Genomic DNA, 17,631 nt, shown 5'->3' on the forward strand with positions numbered 1-17,631 from the left:
ACGGTAGGTGCTCACTCGTATTAGTGGTGAGCCCATTCAACTGAATCTAAATCAACACCTTCTTGATGCATTTCCCATAAAGGAGACATCTCGCGTAGGCGACCGATAGAGTTTTTCATTAATTCAACGGTGTAATCAATTTCTTCTTCGGTAGTAAAACGGCCAATACTAAAACGAATTGAGCTGTGTGCTAGTTCGTCGTTACGGCCAAGTGCGCGTAATACATATGAAGGCTCTAAGCTTGCTGATGTACACGCAGACCCTGATGATACCGCTATGTCTTTTACTGCCATAAGTAACGACTCACCTTCAACAAAGTTAAAGCTGATGTTTACAATACCTGGTACTGATTGGTCTTGTGCGCCGTTAAAGTATACTTCGTCCATATCAGCCATAATGCCGTCAATTAGGCGTTTACGTAATGCGCTGATGTGTGCGTGATCTTTTTCAAAATCTTGCTTAGCAATTCTAAATGCTGCACCCATACCTACTAGCTGATGAGTTGCAAGTGTACCTGAACGCATACCACGTTCATGGCCGCCACCGTGCATTTGCGCTTCTAGGCGTGCACGTGGTTTACGACGAACGTAAAGTGCGCCAACACCTTTAGGGCCATATACTTTGTGGCCTGAGAACGACATAAAATCAACTTTAAGCTGTTGTACGTCGATTAATACTTTACCTGCGCTTTGTGCTGCATCTACGTGGAACATAATTTTACGTTCGCGACACATTTCGCCAATAGTATTGATATCTTGAATTACGCCTAGCTCGTTATTAACGTGCATAATGCTGACAAGAATAGTGTCGTCACGCATAGTTTCTTCAAGCTTTTTAAGATCTAATAGGCCGTTTTCTTCAACGTCCATGTAGGTTACTTCAAAGCCTTGGCGCTCAAGTTCACGACACGTGTCGATTACTGCTTTGTGCTCAGTTTTAGCGGTAATAACGTGCTTACCTTTCTTTTTGTAAAACTGCGCTGCACCTTTAATAGCAAGGTTATTTGATTCTGTTGCGCCCGATGTGAAAACAATTTCACGCGGGTCAGCATTAATTAAATCGGCAATGTCTGTACGCGCTTGGTCAACTACTTCTTCAGCTTGCCAACCAAAACGGTGCGAACGTGACGCAGGATTACCAAAATTACCGTCCATTGTCAGGCATTGCATCATTTCTTTTGCAACACGCTCGTCAACAGGCGTGGTCGCTGCGTAATCTAAATAAATCGGTAACTTCATTTCTCTCTCCGCTGCAGGTCAACTTTTATAGTTGACAGCTTACTTGAATGTTTTCCAACTGCTTAATTGCATTATTGATGCTGTTATCTTGGCGAGATGCGATTTCTTTCACATCTGATTTTTCCACCAATTCAGCTAAGGTAATATTATTTAAAAACTCTTCGATACGTGCGCTTAAATCAGACCATAGGTTATGAGTTAAACAACGCATACCGCTTTGACACCCGGTATCGGCACCTTGGCAACGTGTTGCATCTACCGATTCGTCTACGGCGCTAATTACATCGCCAACAGAGATAACCGCGGCTTCTCGTCCTAGCAAATAACCGCCGCCAGGACCACGAACCGAGCTCACTAAGCCATTTTTACGTAAACGGGCAAATAATTGCTCAAGGTAAGACAAAGAAATTTCTTGTCTTTGTGAAATATCAGCAAGGGCAACAGGACCTACACTCGCATGTAGTGCAACATCCAGCATAGCTGTTACGGCATATCTGCCTTTTGATGTTAACTTCATAACGCCCCCCGCACAAAAGAGTGCAAATTTTAATTACCAGAGTAAAATAGTCAAGTATTATCACTTGATAAAAATTTGATTAAAGAACACTGTTCTATTAACAAATTTTTAATACCTGACCTTTTTGGTCAAGTATTAGGTGTATTGTAATTACTTGAGTATTTTAGTCAAGTATTAGCTCGTTATTTACCCGCAGGTTTTTATAACCAATCGCTATACCTTACTTAGGAATAGATTTATTAATTGAGGTAAGAATACCGCGCAGTATGTTTAGCTCTGCCTCTTCTGGGCGTGCACGGTTAAACAAACGGCGTAGCTTGGTCATTACTAAACCTGGATGCTGCTTAATAATAAAACCGGTGTTATCGAGCGTCTCTTCTAAATGCTCGTAAAATAACTCTGTTTGTTTTGAGCTTGGGTAAGCAGTTTCATCGTCTGCTTGCTCAGCCTTTGGCTGCTGATTTAAAAACGCCATACGCGTTTCGTAGCTTAGCGTTTGTACCGCCATAGCTAAATTAAGCGAGCTGTACTGTGGATTTGCAGGAATACATACATGGTAATTACACAGCTGTAGTTCTTCGTTAGTTAATCCGCTGTTTTCACGGCCAAATACAAGCGCTACAGGACCGTTTACAGCCTCAGCAACTAGCTTTTCACCGCACTCACGTGGCTCAACCATAGGCCAAGACAGCGTGCGTGAACGAGCACTCGTACCAATAGTTAATGCACAATCGGCAATGGCATCAGCCACAGTGTCAACAATAACCGCATTGCCTAAAACATCGGTTGCACCGGCTGCTAAGGCGCTTGCATGGCTGTCTACTTCACAAGCAGGGTCCACTAAATACAGTTTTGATAAACCCATGGTTTTCATGGCGCGAGCCGCCGAACCAATGTTGCCAGAGTGTGAGGTGTTAACTAAAACGATGCGAATATCATCTAAGATCATTGCTGTGCTACTTTACTATGCCAAAAAATTGTGCGAATTCTAACATAAAAGCGCGCTAAGATCCTAGATGTCGCTGCAAGCAAAGCGTGACATACACTGGATAGGCATATCAATAACTTACAAAAAACCTGCAACCATTCACTGACATAAAATGCAACCATACAGTGACATAGTGAAATAAAAGTTATAACGCTAAAAACAAAAAAAACCAGCCCGGATATAAGACTGGTTTTTTCAATTACTACTCACTGCCTTTTCGGCAGAATTACATTAACTTAAACATCGAATCGATTGTTTTTATCTTCAGCTGCCTATACGGCAGGTCACGGTCCAGTAGCAAAGGCGTACTCATTTTCGCAATTCTCAGCTGCCTATACGGCAGGTCACTTACTATTACGCCAATAGCTGGTGGCTTTCACATTTTCAGCTGCCTATACGGCAGGTCACTTCTTGTGTTTCGTCCGCATGCAGCGCATACAATTTTCAGCTGCCTATACGGCAGGTCACTATAAAGATAGCTAAGCTTATTTATATAATTCATGTAATTAAAAAGCAAACTCAATTTTACCCATATTTTTATATGCTTGCTCAGAGAATTTAATATCAATGACTTATGGCAACATTATAAATAAAGGTTAATTTCTATCTATTGAGGGTGATAAATCAGGAACCGTGCCTTTAAACTTTTCATTTGAGGCAAGCCCATAATTACTAAAGTATGGCTCAGCTTGGCAGTCGACATCTTGCTTTTGAATATGCAGAATATAATCCTCTTGTGAGCTCTTACTAGTCATAGCCACTCTATGGAAAATATCAATCTCTCGGGGAGCTTCGATCTTTTTAGGATTAAAATCTTCACCTCTTGCTAACGCTCTTTTTTGCAGGCGCTTTAATCTTCTTCTACTTTCACCTGTGAAAATTTTTGCTACCGCCTGATTACGTATAAAACGTACTTCTTCGCAGCTGTCAGGTACAGCTAAAACTTGGCTTACTTTAAAAAAGCCACAATCTTGCATGTCCACAAAATATGCCTGATCTTTAAGGGTATTTAAAATCTCCTTGTCCGTGTAAACAAAAGCAATTTCATTACCAATTGATGAGTCCGACCATGCAGGAAACGTAACCCCCATTCCTTCAATATTATGCTTCAAAATAAACCCATGCATAATAGAAATACAACGGCCAGTTAGCAGCACTAGATTAGCTTGTTTAGGTAAAAAGTGGACAGTGAAGTAATACCTTTTCATAACTACGCCTTTTTAGCCTCTGCTTTTTTCTGGAACATTCCACCCTTAATCAATACAGAGAATAAGTAATAAATAGCTGGGTCTATTTTTTCATTTTTATTAGTAATGCAATTTTTAAGGGCTGACAAATACCATTCCGTATTTTTGAAAATAGAATAAAAATTCTGTTCAGAATCAGGAGGACGTCGGGCAATCCCTATTTCTTTATCTGCACCAAACTCATGCACACGTAACCTTTTACTTGTATCCTCATCCCACCAATCATCAATTGACTGAAGCGCTGCACCTATTTTTACTGAATTAAAACTTACAGCGTAACGGCCATCTGCACACTTTGCTTTTACAAACTGTTTAGAGGCCTCTCCTTGCTTAACTTTATCGTTAAGGATTTGGCTTGGGTAAACCTCTTGGCAAAATGAAGCTTCTATTTTCGCGGTTATATCGGCACTCCAAAACACATTGGGATCAGTTAATGCGCTCTCAATTTCATTACTAAGCTCTTCCAATACTGTTAGCTCATCAGAAGCCCACTTACTTTCCCAAGCTAACTTACGAGTGTTATCGATTAAATAACAACTCCCTTTGCTGGTTTTAATTTCAATTTGAGTGTTGCCGGTGTTTTGATTACGCCAAAGCCATGTACCTAATAAAATATTTCTGCAATAACGAGTGGCTAACTCTTTATAACCACCGCATTCTTTAAATGTTGAGGCCAACTCTTTTAATAAAGAGAAAACATCTGGGTCACTACAACCTGAAGGGGCCAATGAGTTAGCCTGAACTCTCAGAGAAAACCGACAAAATATATGCTCCACATTTGGAGGTACATAGCACTCTTCTAAAGTTAATATATTATTATGTGTCAAGTCCTGAGGTGAGATATTTTTTGGTGAAAACTGCGGAGTGAATGCTTCAGTAAAACCAGTTTTTGGGCCTCTAATCTTATTAACGTCGGCCTCTAAAGGAACAAAATCAGAGACAGCCGTTTTATAAAAAAATACAGCTTTACCAGGGTAAAGCGAGCGATCATATTTTAATATATTACATAATTCCATTAAGTATTTTCCGGTTAAACTTTTTCATTAGCATAAACTTTTCTTGCGCATCTAGCATCCAAAAAGCGCTATTAAAATAGTTACCAATACCTTTTAGCCTAACACTAATGGCCGTTTCGTATTTCACCACTCCTATTGCTGGTTCAGCATAGCAATGCAGTCTTTCAAGTGATCCAACTCTAGCTTTCGGTTCAGTGAGTAACATATACCCCATCATAGATGGGCTTAGTTTAGAGTCACTATTTAATAATAAGAGTAGCACATCTAAATCCTGTATTTTGTGCTCAGTTGGCATAACCCAACAACCAGATAAAGGGAGTCGCCTTAACTTTTCAAATAACTGATTTTCATTACTATATAAACAGCACCAATTTATATTTGAGTTAAGCTCAGGCTGATGCATAACACCACCTGCAAAGTTAGATGGAAAATGCGCTTTCAAAATGTCAGGCTTACTATCTACTGCCTGTAAGTCATCTTCATAACCATCAATGTGTATTATTAAATCAAATACCAAATCACAGTATTTGCCATCGATAATTCCTGGCCGCTTAAGCCTACTTTGCTGAGCGCCTTGAAGGCTCAGTTCAGGAAGCTTTTTTCCGACTACAGCAGAATAATTCCTAATAAACCAAGAAAAGGATGTGAACCGTACATTTGTTCCTAGCGCCTCATTAAGTTTTCTTTGGTAGCTGTGAATCATACCCCAAACAGCGGTTAAAGATGGAATACCTGAGCAGTAAGGGTTCGATAATGCTTGCGCATCAAACACGCGTATACCGCTTAAATGTAGATAGCGATAATGTTCATCATCTTCTTCAATCAGTTCATTTTTTTGATCTGTAAGATTAATAAGTAGCCATTGTAAAGCTGCTTTTAGAGGGCTCATTAATTGGGGGTGGAAAGCATACCTTTGTGTCATGCTCACATCGCCAAGCATTTCATTTAGTAACTTAAATAAAGGAATCGTTAGCGAAGGGAGCTCATCGTCGGGTAGCGATAGTATTTTATACTCTAGTTGGTTTGAAATACTCTCAAGTTGTTCTAAGTCATTTCCATTCTCAATAACGTCCAAGCGCCATTCAAATACAGGTGAAAACCACTCTAAAAGCGTACTTCTTACATTTCTAATATTTTTAACTTTTTGTTGTCTGCGTTGTTTAAGAGCCAAAGCGTTATTACTAAATATAATACCCTCTAAAGCTTTAATGAATTCTGGTTTTAATAGTGCTCCAACGTTAAATACTGTTTGCCCATTGTTTAATTTAAATTGTCGAGAACTACTTAAACCATGATATTTATTTAGTATCTTAGGAGGGTAATTAAGCACATTAACAACCCCACCTAAGGAAGCAGCTAACATACTAACAGCTGCAGGACGCGTAAACTCTACATTACTAAATCGAGCTCGTTTATCAATTGCCGCCTGCTGAATTTTTGATTGAACTACATGGCTGATAACAGGCGTAACAGCCACATAACCATCATGATAAGGTATTCTTACTTGGCGAGAATAGCGGTCAACAGAGACGGGAATGGCCTCTTCAGGCAATAAATTTTTAACGGTTACACATAAGCTTTTAAATGCCTTAACGGATAGCCCCAAAGAGGTAAATGCGGATTTCCAGTTATCCGAGTTCGTAGCTAATACTTGTGCCAGCCAACTGACTTGATTTTGCCATTTAAAGTAACTAATAAATAATTTAGCAAAATTAACTTTAGCTGAGTCATGTGACCAGCCATAGGCTTTAGGATAGTTAGCACTACTCAAAACATAAGAGTGCAGTGTTGGAGGCTCTACGGCTAAATTTTGCTTACTGACTCTAATGTCAGGGTACTTTAAATTATGAGTATGAAACCACGCTATTTCCTTAATACATTTATTAATATGGTCTTCACTTTTTAAAGCCTGTTTTGCTAGCTTTTTATCCAGCAAGTCATCAACTTGGTTTTTTCGATAAGTCAGGTTTAACAAAATAATCAGAGCAACGGCTTCGCTGCCTGTTATATCAATCATTGCCGTATAAGGGCTAAAAGCACGACGTAATGACCTATCCCGCTCAGTGGTGTCTGTAATCTCTAGCAGTTCTTTTAAATGCATATACTCACCATGCCGACAAATACATTCTAGCTTTGTCATTTCCAAAACTGGTTTTGTACTCTATAACATGCCTTAAAAAAAACGCGCCCTTATAAGGGTTGATCCTCTGGTTCATTTTATGACGAAATGCCGTTTGCAAAATACCATCTTGGTACAACCTATAAACCTGCTCTACTGAAGTACCTAATAAAGTTGCAGCCTCCAATACACTTACTAATAAGTCGGCTGCGTTGGGCTTTTTAGTTTTAGGGTTACTCTCAACTAAAGTAACTAAATAATCTAATAGAGCCTTATAAATAAAGTGAGATTCACTCTGCTTTTGAGTACTGGGGCAAGCTAAAATAGCATCCCCAAAAATAAACTTAAACTCAGTTTTATTAAACAGATCTATTAACTTCATTTCTGCATTTTTACTTAGTTCATCAAGCTCTGTATTAAAAACTGCTGGCCATTTACTAAAATAGTTCACAGCATCATTTAAACAAAAGTTATCTGTTTGAGAATACCGCTCCTGATACCAAAGAAGCACAGCAAAACGTTCTGTAAGAGTCATATTGTTAAATAGCGGGTTACTATCGTTGCGCTCACCTTTATCCAGTAATTTATTTAAATGTTCAATACTTAACGTATTTACAGGCGAGGTACTAGCGCAAGACAGCTCAAAACCGCATGAACAATGAGTAATTGACTCATTCTCGATATAGTTAATTGGAGCGCAGCATTCTGGGCAGTTATGTAGCAAAGCACACTGATGTTTAGTGCATGCATTTACCCACTTTATATGCCAACTTTGTTTTATGTAAGCTTCTTCTGCAAGACATTGTGGGCATACAGGGATTGAATCAACAGCTCCCTCGGCGTGGTGACGAATAAACCTCAGGGGAATGTCTACGCCATTGTTATATAAAGCGGCGGAGGAGTTAAATTTAATATCTGACTTTAGCAAAGCCAGTTTTTGTAGCTCGTATCGAGGTAAATCTAGTAGTGTTTCGAGTAGTCCTAAAGCCCGCATCCTAAAGTGGCTATTGTGCTTGGCGTGGTAAACGTTGAGTCTTTTTAAATCTATCGGGAATGCGCCATGCGCCTCAAAGTCAAGCTCATGCAGCTCTTCGCGAATAGCTAAGCTTAGCCCTTCATACGAGTCAAAAAAATTCTCAGAAACGACCCGTAACAAGTAACTTTCCAACGATTCGTCAGAAAATGCCCGAGCCTTGGGAGAAAATAGAAAAGCCATCCAACACCTTAAAACTTAGTAATCCTAAGTTTAAAATAGAATTATCTCTCTTAAATTACAAGTTATAATTATAAAGCTGAGAAGTACAAGCTTCTTCAATTACCAGATGCTGATAACCCTGTCCCTTTACAAGCAGGGCAATTACTTGATGTCATAATAGAGGTACCCTGACAAACACTACAGTCTTTGTTATGGTAAGGCTTACAATATTTACAATCTAATACTGCTTTCCCTTCACACACCTCACACTTTCCGCTGTCCGTAGAGCTAATTTCTCTGTGGATACTTATAAATGCTTTTTCACAAAACCAGCTTGAATTTAAAAGTGCGCCATACATTGCCACTGACCATGAGTTTTTAAACACCTTCTCCTCAGAGTTTTTCGCTTCACCCAAGAATTTTTTTAAGCTGTTGGCACCACCTTCTTGAAAACGCTTTTTACAGTTATCATGAATCTCATTAACTCTCACGCTCGCTAAATCAATAAATATGTTAGCAAGGTCGTACTCTTCAAAGTGCGCCACTACCTTAGAAGCTAAAGCAGAAGATTTTATCAGAGATGTATCTACAAAATAGTTAACTACTACAGGAAAAGAGTTATCAACAATCTCTGCATACAACCACTGCACATCAGACACATTATCAAAGTAAGGGTGCAATGTTTGCTTTCTAATATCGGTTGAGAAATCAGAATTTTTATCCATGTTACAGTCGCGACAAGATGGCACAAGATTCGAAGTAGTAACTGAAAATATTGGAAAGTGGGCTTTAGGTATAAAGTGATCCAAATTTTTTACAGTGCCAACAGAACAAAACGGGCACCTCCGATTAGGCGTAACTAAAAGCCTATTATAAATATCACGTCCTGGGCGACCTTCTTTTATTTGGTACTCATATAATCGGTTTAGCTCTTCTTTACTCACATATGGAACAGTAGCTAACTTATTTATTTCTACATAACTACTTATAATTTGATGTATTTGGTGAGTTTTACAGCTTGCTTCATAAGCATCACTAGCACCAATAACTTGACCTCTATAAATACGTAACCTGTTTTTTTTATCTGCTGAACCTACTCCACTAGAACAAGCGTTATAAAATTTTAAGGTACTTTCGTTAGGTAATCCCAAAAACCTCATAATTTATTGCTTCCGTTATCCCGCTTATAAATTAACGACTTCAAAGTTGAGCGCCCCTCTAGCCCTAATGCACCATGATGAAGGTTTAAGATCTGGTCATAGCTGTGGCCTTTAGAAACAAGATCTTTGAGCTTTCTATGAAACCCAGACTCTTTTACTTCTAGTTGAAAAACCTCACGAGTTAATAAGCCTACATTTTCTCCATATGTTTCTATATCAAGCCTTTGGGGTGAAATACTTTCGCCGTACCTTATAATATTCCAAACACAATCTTTTGGTACTTCTTGTAAAACAACAGGAGAGTGAGTTGCAATAATAGCCAACCCGTTTCGATAAATTAGCAAGTCGGATAATGAATGTAAAAAAGCAGATAATAAAGGAGGGTGTAAATGGCCTTCGGGTTCATCTATCAACACAAGTGACTTTTCTTTAACTTTATTAATGAGCTTAGTAAGTGTTAGTAGAACGATTGAGTGACCAGAGCTCATAGACAAAAATTTCTTACTAGCTTCCTCAAATAGTTTAGAGTCATCTAACTCAGGCAAGAGGTTCAAACTCATTTCAGAAAAGTTATCATCTGAGTGTAATAAAAGAATAGCATCTAACCAGAGACCTTTGGTATGCCCAAACCTAAAGCATTCTTTCAAACTCTTGATAAACTCATCATTAAGAGCGCTTTTATTCTTCAAAGTCTGCTCTGAATTTTTAAAAAGGGACTTCTTTGTTTTTAAGCCAATATATGAAAATGTATCGTCCTCTACATCTCCGTTTTGTAATGCATTTACATATTCTTCAGGGTATTCGAACGAATCAAAAGCACTAAACGATACAAAAACAACACTAAAAAAATAATCCTTACTTACAGGTATGTCATTAAAAATACCTTTAGTATAAAAACCTCCATAATCAGTACCAATAGTTCTATAGCCTTCATAGCTACTGTTTAGATAACAACACGCCATATTATTTAATAAGGTGGTTTTCCCAGCACCATTTCGGCCAATTAGTACATGGATATTTGAAGGTGGGGAATCATTAACCTCTGTGTCAAACTGTAAATCAACGTTTTTGATTTTATATTTAAAATTAAAAGGGGTTCTAACTGATGCACCACCTAATATTTCACGAAACTTTGTTCTTATCTCTAGTGTTGGGTTTGGCTCATCCCTTCTCAAAGAATATTTAAAAACCTCCTCATCGCAAACATCATTAAGAATATTTAAATCAAATGCGACATCTTTCAAGCCTTTTAAAATTTCAATTCGAAGCTCTTCTGCAATAATTAGTAGTTTTTTATAGTATTCAACATCTTGGCCTACAGAAAATATATCATCCAACGTTTCGAAAAAAGGCGGTAAGTAGCTAGCAGTGTAAATTGCAGACCTTACTTCCGGAATAGCTTGCCCCTTGTAACCTATTTTCACATGCCCTAAATCAAACCTCCTCCCTTCAGCATCAAAAATAGTAAGATCGAAAGAAGTCCGAAAGCTATAATCATCCCAGTCATCTTTTTCTAAGTAACCAACAGCTTGATTGGTAACTGCTTGCTTAGGTGTACCACGTTGTATAACGTTAAATTGAATTGGCATTTTTTTCCCAGTTTTTAATTTCGTTTTTTCAAAAAGCAATTATCAACAGTATATTATTTAAAATATTAGCAGCCTTGGTTTACTTTAAAACTTTGCGCTTGCTCAAATATTTCTTTGTACACTTCATCGCGGCTAATTGGTGGGTATTTAAATTTAGCGAGTATTAAAATTAGCTCTACTTTAAGTGATGATTTAATATCGTCGCGGTGGTTCCAATCTACAAATTTAACTTTGTCGTCTACAATTACCTTTACTGCTTGGGCAAGCTCTATTAGCTTATCTTCGGGGTAATCAAAATCGTATTTGATTGCGAGTGCTTTTAAAGCGTCGTAAAAGCCCTTTTCTTCAATATCAATGCCTAGCTCATCGCCGGCGTTCATTTCGTCGCGTACGCTGTAAATCATATCAACCATGCTTTCTGAAAAATCATCAAGTACGCTACTTACCAGTACGTCATCTTCTTTTCGCTCGTTGTAGCGCTGTACCAGCGATTCAAAGCGTTTAGTAAAATCGATACCTTGGGTTTGGTTTACTTTTTTAAGTTCACCAATGGCTTTAGCTAGCATTTGTTGCAGTATTTTTATTTTGGTATTGGGGAGTTTTATTTTTTCTATTTTGGCGATGTAGTCGTCATTAAAAATGTCAATTTCGCCGCCATCTTCATTACCGAGTTTAAATACTTCTTCTACGCCGTCGCTTTGTAGGGCTTCGCTTATCATTTCACGTACTTTGGCGTTCATTTGCGCGGTATCGGGCGCTTCACCTTTGGTTAGTTTGTAAATAATAGAGCGAATAGCAAGGTAAAAGTGAATGTGGTTACGCTCGTTTTCGTTAATTTTTTCACTACCACAACATACATCGTAAGCGGCTTTTAAACGCTTAACTAAATCCATAAAACGCTTTTGGCGTTTTTCGGTAATTAGTGCAAACTCGGCAGCGTGGTTTAAGCAGTTTAGCTGGGCTACGGCTTCACTGGTAAAATACGGGCTGCTGTCGAATTTATGAAATAGCTCTGCAAGTAGCGCTAAATGGTTTTTGACTTCAATAACCGAGGCGGTAATATCTTCAAAGTTGGTTTTGTCAGTTTTTGAATACTGCGCTAACGCTTTATTCATTTCAGATTTAATACCAATGTAGTCAACCACTAGGCCTTTATCTTTACCTTCAAACTGGCGATTAACGCGCGAAATAGTTTGTATTAAGCTGTGCTTTTGCAGTGGCTTATCTATGTACATGGTATCTAAAAATGGCACATCAAAACCGGTTAGCCACATATCTACCACTATGGCTATTTTAAAGTTTGAGTTTTTGTTTTTAAATTGTTTATCAAGCTCTTTACGTTCGTTTTTACTGCCAAGTAAATTATATAAGCGCTCAACGTCGTCTTTGCCACGCGTCATCACCATTTTTACTTTTTCAGAGGGGGCTGCAATACGGCCTTCGCTAATGGCGCGCTTTCGCTCGGTCTCTGATAGCTTTTGGGCGTCGTCTGTGTCGACTACATCAAACCACTGTGGGCGCAGTTCTTCTAGCTCTTGATACAGCTGATAGGCAATGCCGCGCGAGCTACACACAAACATCGCCTTTCCTGCAATGGTAGAGCCTTCCTCAACGCGTTTTTCGTAATGTTCAACAAAGTCTCTTGCTAATACACGTATGCGGTCAGGGTCGCCTAGAATGCTATTCATGTTAGCGGTGGCTTTTTTACTGTCTTCTATTTGCAGCTCGTTACTGCCTGCATCGGCGCATTCTTTGTAATAGGTTTCAATTTCTGCCAGCTTGCTGTTGTTTAAACACACTTTGGCGGCGCGGCCTTCGTACACAATGCGTACGGTTATTTCATCTTTTACCGATTCGGTCATAGTGTACGAGTCAACCACTTCACCAAACACATCTAAAGTCGCGTCAACAGGAGTGCCCGTAAAACCAACATAGGTGGCATTGGGCAGTGAGTCGTGTAGGTATTTAGCAAAGCCAAAGGTCTTTTTTACGCCTTTTTCGGTAATGGTAATTTTTTGGTCAAGGTTAACTTGGCTACGATGCGCCTCATCAGAGATACAAATAACGTTAGTGCGATCGGTTAATAACTGAGTGTCTTCGGTAAATTTATGAATAGTCGTTAAAAATACACCGCCACTGTTACGGCCCTCTAATAACTCACGTAAGTGAGTACGGCTGGTAACAGTTTTTACCGTGTCATCACCAATGTAGGTTTTAGCATTACCAAACTGCTGCGAAAGTTGGTCGTCTAAATCGGTTCGGTCGGTAATTAAAATAATGGTGGGGCTTTTAAGTTCAACGCTTTTCATCAACAAGCGTGTTAAAAATTGCATGGTGTAACTTTTGCCACAACCCGTTGCGCCAAAGTACGTACCGCCTTTACCATCGCCTTGTGGCTTTAAATGCTGTTTTATATTTTCAAACAGTTTATTAGCCGCATAATATTGCGGGTAACGCGGCACAATTTTTATCTCTTTTTTGCCAGCGTTATTATTATCAGAATCGGGGAAGAACACAAAATTGCGCATTACATCGCGCAAGCGTGCTTTATCAAACAGGCCCTGCAATAAGGTATGTAACGAGTTAATCCCCTCTTGCGCGGTGAGTTCTTGCCCCGTTACTTTACCCCACGAGTAAAAAAACTGGTACGGCGCAAATAAGTTACCCATTTTGTTGTTTACGCCATCGCTTATAACGCACAGGGTATTAAACACAAATAACTGCGGAATAGCGCGGCGGTAGCGCACCGTTAACTGCTCATACGCTTCAAAAATAGGGGCTTGTTCGCGTATTGCGCTTTTAAATTCAAACACCACCAATGGCAAGCCATTTACATATAAAATGCCATCGGGAATACGCAGTTCAATATTATCGTAACTTGTGGGGCTTTCTATTTCTAACTGAGTAACAAAGCGATAAATGTTATCGTCTTGCAGGTAAGTAACGCTTGCTTCATTCACATTATCGAGAGCCATATTATCCAAAGCTGCCATAGCATTCCCTGCTATTAGGCTACTTTTAATGCCTTGCTCAACGTTGTCGTAATCGAGTAGTTGAATATACAAATCTTTTTGCGCTGCACTGCCTGCCACTCTGCCACGCTCGCGACTCAACAAAAATCCATCACTTAGCCACTTACAAAAGGTTTTATTGCTCTCGTATAAATCACTGGCTGGCAGCTTTTCAAGCTTTGCAATAATTGAGTCTACTTCACCGGTTGTAATATTATTTTTAGCGTAACGCTTGGTTAAAAAAGCACGTAAGTCGTCTTTAATTAATACGTCGCTATTACTATGAGTGAGCTCACCACCTAATAAATGCGGGTAGCCTTGCTCGCCTAATAACTCAACCACCGCTTGTTCTAATTTGGCTTCAGTAAATTTCATCAAACATCCTTATTCTTGTTTTTGTGGCCTTTAAACGCTTAGCTAAGTTTATTAATCTACTATTTTTTCATCAGTGGCTACATCGAGTATTTGTAATTCGCCAGAGATGAGCTTGGGTAGCAAAGTGTCACGGAGCTTGGTCAGAGTTTTATTTTGGAAGTCACGTTTATCTTTTTGAGCAAAATGATCTTTTAAGAAGCTACTTATAAATATATTAATTAACTTTTTATCTTTTGGTAATGCTATTTTAATCATCGCCAATTCGGTGAAAGTAATTTGAGGGAATGTTCCAGAACGCGACTCTGCCGCTTGTTGTAGAAGAGATATGTTATGTTCTTGGGTCAATACAAAATATGGAAATAACTCTTCAAAACCTTCATTAGGTCTTAGCACCATCAACTTAGTAGAAACAACATGTTCAGAGCCGTCGAAATTTACCAGCGCAAAACGTTTATTTTTAGGTCGTATTTCACTGTATAAAATATCTCCCTTTTTAATTGACTTTTTAGCTTGTCCAGGTAGTCCTTCAGTGTTAGAAAACTCACTATGGAGAAATTTGCCTTCCAAAATGTCACCTGTATTCAAAAAAATAACTTTATCTACTGATTTAAGAGGGTAAGTTTCCGAAACGGTTCGAACCATTTCATTAACTTTAACATCTTCCCAGCCCTTTGGTATCCAGCCTAGTTGTTCGTTGTGTTCGAACTCATTGGGGAAGTGGGCGTGGGTGTTGGCGTGTTGCGCCAATATATTAGGGTTGGTGTTAAGGCTTGCTTTAACGGTTGTTTCCGCAGCCTGCACTGCTGATTGTGTTGCTTCTTTTTTTGGTCGCTGTGCTTGTAACTCTTGCGCGAGCGCAATGAGTGAGGCTTTGCATTCGGCTGCATTTTCTAAACTATTAAGTGCTGCTAAGCGGCGCTGCACTTTATGTTTTAACTCGTCAGGCAGACTAGTTTCTAGATTTTCTAATTTAAAATCAACGCTGGCAAGTAGATTGTCGAACACAGGATCAAAATCAACAAACCAGCTTTTAAATAACGCTTGCGCCATTTGTTCTAAGGTTTGGTTGGTTTTCTGGTTAAGTTCAATTTTTCTGTCTAAATCAAATAATCTAAGTGCCAAACTCCTTTGATGTATAGGATTAACAGGAACTTTTACTTTTGCTTTATGTATATGGTTTCTATTTATTCCAGGTACGGCACCTTTATCTGTATAGTCTGAATACCTTATTGTCTTTAAAAAGTAATAAACATACAAAGGATCATTCCCTTTAAAATCCCTAACGTACAACGTTGTATTTAAAGGCCAAAAATCATCTTCAATATAAAAGACTTCGCCAATAGTGCCATACCGTCCAGTAACTACACCCGGAGCTTTAACTCTTACTTCGTTATGTTCACCTGAAGTGCCAGATGAAGACACAACTGGAACACCTCCATTAACTCTCTTGGTTTTAGGCAAGTCATAACCACGCTTCAACTCAATAAAATCACCGAGCTCGCAATCAACCCAATTACTCCCCATAACCCAACGCCTCCAAGTTTTTACGAATCGCTTTATCAAGCTCTTCCGCTTGGTTCATTTGGCTATAGAGGGTTTGGCTAAGCTCGCTCATTTTAGTTTCGAACGGAATGCCGTCGTCTGCAATATCAGCAGCGCCTACATAGCGCCCTGGAGTAAGTACATAGTCGTTCGCTTTTATATCGGCAAGGGTGGCTGACTTACAGTAACCGGCAACATCCTCATACTCTTTTTGTACGCTTGCTGTGGCAAGCTCTTCGCCACGCCAAAGGTGGTAGGTTTCGGTTATTTTAGCTATGTCGTCGTTGGTTAGCTCTTTTAGAGTACGGTTAACCATAGAGCCCATTTCGCGGGCGTCTATAAATAGGGTTTCGCCTTGGCGGTCGCGGCGCTTTAGTAGGCCTTTTTCGTTATTACCGCGTTTGTCTTTACTTATAAACCATAAACACACCGGAATTTGCGTGGTGTAAAACAGCTGCCCTGGTAGGGCTATCATACAATCGACTAAATCGTTATCGATTATTTTTTGGCGAATATCACCCTCGCCACTGGTGTTAGAACTCATTGAGCCATTAGCCAGTACAAAGCCAGCGGTGCCATGCTCGCTGAGCTTTGAGATCATATGCATGATCCACGCATAGTTGGCATTACCGGTAGGTGGTGTTGGGTAACCGGCCCAACGGGCATCATCGACTAGTTCGTTATCAGCGCGCCACTGTTTTTGGTTAAATGGTGGGTTTGCCATTATGTAATCGGCTTTTAGGTCGGGGTGTTGGTCTTTAAAAAAGGTATCGCCTGCGACATCGCCTAAATTGCCCGAAATACCGCGTACGGCAAGGTTCATTTTAGCCAGTTTATAGGTGGTGTTGGTGTACTCTTGCCCATAAATAGACACATTTTTTTGATTACCGTTGTGGCTATTTATAAATTTAAGCGATTGCACAAACATACCGCCCGAGCCACAACAAGGGTCGTAAATTTTACCTTCGAATGGCTCTATCATATCGGCTATTAGGGTAACAATTGACTTAGGCGTATAGAACTCGCCCCCGCCTTTACCTTCAGAGGCGGCAAATTTACCTAAAAAGTATTCGTACACACGGCCAACTAAGTCTTCTTCTGTTTTTTCGTTTTGATTGGCAATGGTGTCGATATTATTAATGGTGTCGATAAGCGCTGAAAGCTTACTAGCATCAAGCCCTAAGCGAGAAAAATAGTTGTCGGGCAATGCGCCGGCGAGTGATTTATTGTTTTTTTCAACCGCGTGTAGTGCGGTATCTATTTTAACGGCAATATCGCCTTGCTTAGCGTTGGTTTGAATATACGACCAACGTGCATCTTCTGGTAGGTAAAACACGTTATCCATCGCGTAAAAGTCGACCATGTCGATGTACTCATCACCGTATTCGCTGGCAATGGCTTTTTTACGCCCTTCAAACTTATCACTAATAAATTTAAGAAAGATTAAGCTTAAAACAATGTGCTTATATTCGGCTGATTCAACACTGCCGCGCAGTTTATTAGCGGCATCCCAAAGGGACTCTTCAAACCCGACTTGTGTTTTTTTTGCGGCTTTTTTAGTTGCAGGCTTTTTTGATGCAGCGTCCATGTGGGTTCTCTTTGCAAGAATATCAATATAAATTATTGGCTTATCA

The 17,631-nt window shown here is 39.4% G+C and carries 12 protein-coding genes; all 12 read right to left on the minus strand.

Features of this window, described 5'->3' with window-relative positions:
• Positions 1–20: 20 nt before the first annotated feature.
• The 12 genes from AN390_RS10955 to AN390_RS11010 all read right to left on the minus strand — a co-directional run bounded on the left by AN390_RS10955 (position 21) and on the right by AN390_RS11010 (position 17,585).
• Positions 21–1,238: an IscS subfamily cysteine desulfurase gene (locus tag AN390_RS10955; protein WP_004585771.1), complete on the minus strand. Its 1,218-nt coding sequence runs from the start codon at positions 1,236–1,238 to the stop codon at positions 21–23.
• 25 nt (positions 1,239–1,263) lie between these two features.
• Positions 1,264–1,755: a Fe-S cluster assembly transcriptional regulator IscR gene (gene iscR / locus AN390_RS10960; protein WP_004585770.1), complete on the minus strand. Its 492-nt coding sequence runs from the start codon at positions 1,753–1,755 to the stop codon at positions 1,264–1,266.
• 220 nt (positions 1,756–1,975) lie between these two features.
• Complete coding sequence (gene trmJ / locus AN390_RS10965) at positions 1,976–2,704, minus strand: tRNA (cytosine(32)/uridine(32)-2'-O)-methyltransferase TrmJ (protein WP_054982876.1); 729 nt, start codon at positions 2,702–2,704, stop codon at positions 1,976–1,978.
• Positions 2,705–3,339: 635 nt separating this feature from the next.
• Positions 3,340–3,951: a type I-F CRISPR-associated endoribonuclease Cas6/Csy4 gene (gene cas6f, locus AN390_RS10970; RefSeq protein ID WP_055254534.1), complete on the minus strand. Its 612-nt coding sequence runs from the start codon at positions 3,949–3,951 to the stop codon at positions 3,340–3,342.
• Positions 3,952–3,953: 2 nt separating this feature from the next.
• The gene (csy3, locus tag AN390_RS10975) at positions 3,954–5,006 is read right to left on the minus strand and encodes a type I-F CRISPR-associated protein Csy3 (protein ID WP_055254535.1); all 1,053 of its coding nucleotides are present in this window, start codon (positions 5,004–5,006) and stop codon (positions 3,954–3,956) included.
• Entirely contained in the window at positions 4,993–7,107 is a 2,115-nt protein-coding gene (locus AN390_RS10980; protein WP_055254537.1) for a type I-F CRISPR-associated protein Csy2, read from the minus strand. The genes csy3 and AN390_RS10980 overlap by 14 nt, the downstream gene beginning before the upstream one ends.
• Positions 7,108–7,111: 4 nt before the next feature.
• Entirely contained in the window at positions 7,112–8,341 is a 1,230-nt protein-coding gene (locus tag AN390_RS10985) for a TniQ family protein (protein ID WP_055254538.1), read from the minus strand.
• Positions 8,342–8,436: 95 nt separating this feature from the next.
• Positions 8,437–9,480 carry an HNH endonuclease gene (locus AN390_RS10990; protein ID WP_055254540.1) on the minus strand — a complete coding sequence of 348 codons (1,044 nt, stop codon included), beginning with the start codon at positions 9,478–9,480 and terminating at the stop codon, positions 8,437–8,439.
• Entirely contained in the window at positions 9,477–11,069 is a 1,593-nt protein-coding gene (locus AN390_RS10995; RefSeq protein WP_095206766.1) for an AAA family ATPase, read from the minus strand. Before AN390_RS10995 ends, AN390_RS10990 begins: the two co-directional genes overlap by 4 nt.
• 65 nt (positions 11,070–11,134) lie before the next feature.
• Entirely contained in the window at positions 11,135–14,455 is a 3,321-nt protein-coding gene (locus AN390_RS11000) for a type I restriction endonuclease subunit R (protein ID WP_055254542.1), read from the minus strand.
• 51 nt (positions 14,456–14,506) lie between these two features.
• Positions 14,507–15,979 (minus strand): restriction endonuclease subunit S, encoded by a 1,473-nt coding sequence (locus AN390_RS19645; RefSeq protein ID WP_095206761.1) that lies wholly within the window; start codon positions 15,977–15,979, stop codon positions 14,507–14,509.
• Positions 15,969–17,585: a class I SAM-dependent DNA methyltransferase gene (locus tag AN390_RS11010; protein ID WP_055254544.1), complete on the minus strand. Its 1,617-nt coding sequence runs from the start codon at positions 17,583–17,585 to the stop codon at positions 15,969–15,971. Before AN390_RS11010 ends, AN390_RS19645 begins: the two co-directional genes overlap by 11 nt.
• Positions 17,586–17,631: the final 46 nt, after the last annotated feature.

The sequence above is a fragment of the Pseudoalteromonas sp. P1-11 genome (assembly GCF_001399995.1).
In the GTDB taxonomy this organism is placed as follows: Bacteria; Pseudomonadota; Gammaproteobacteria; order Enterobacterales; family Alteromonadaceae; genus Pseudoalteromonas; species Pseudoalteromonas atlantica.

Bases quoted from the DNA above. Each gene is read 5' to 3' on its own strand.
- AN390_RS10955 (WP_004585771.1), bottom strand. From the start codon at position 1,238: ATGAAGTTACCGATTTATTTAGATTACGCAGCGACCACGCCTGTTGAC.
- iscR (WP_004585770.1), bottom strand. From the start codon at position 1,755: ATGAAGTTAACATCAAAAGGCAGATATGCCGTAACAGCTATGCTGGAT.
- trmJ (WP_054982876.1), bottom strand. From the start codon at position 2,704: ATGATCTTAGATGATATTCGCATCGTTTTAGTTAACACCTCACACTCT.
- cas6f (WP_055254534.1), bottom strand. From the start codon at position 3,951: ATGAAAAGGTATTACTTCACTGTCCACTTTTTACCTAAACAAGCTAAT.
- csy3 (WP_055254535.1), bottom strand. From the start codon at position 5,006: ATGGAATTATGTAATATATTAAAATATGATCGCTCGCTTTACCCTGGT.
- AN390_RS10980 (WP_055254537.1), bottom strand. From the start codon at position 7,107: ATGCATTTAAAAGAACTGCTAGAGATTACAGACACCACTGAGCGGGAT.
- AN390_RS10985 (WP_055254538.1), bottom strand. From the start codon at position 8,341: ATGGCTTTTCTATTTTCTCCCAAGGCTCGGGCATTTTCTGACGAATCG.
- AN390_RS10990 (WP_055254540.1), bottom strand. From the start codon at position 9,480: ATGAGGTTTTTGGGATTACCTAACGAAAGTACCTTAAAATTTTATAAC.
- AN390_RS10995 (WP_095206766.1), bottom strand. From the start codon at position 11,069: ATGCCAATTCAATTTAACGTTATACAACGTGGTACACCTAAGCAAGCA.
- AN390_RS11000 (WP_055254542.1), bottom strand. From the start codon at position 14,455: ATGAAATTTACTGAAGCCAAATTAGAACAAGCGGTGGTTGAGTTATTA.
- AN390_RS19645 (WP_095206761.1), bottom strand. From the start codon at position 15,979: ATGGGGAGTAATTGGGTTGATTGCGAGCTCGGTGATTTTATTGAGTTG.
- AN390_RS11010 (WP_055254544.1), bottom strand. From the start codon at position 17,585: ATGGACGCTGCATCAAAAAAGCCTGCAACTAAAAAAGCCGCAAAAAAA.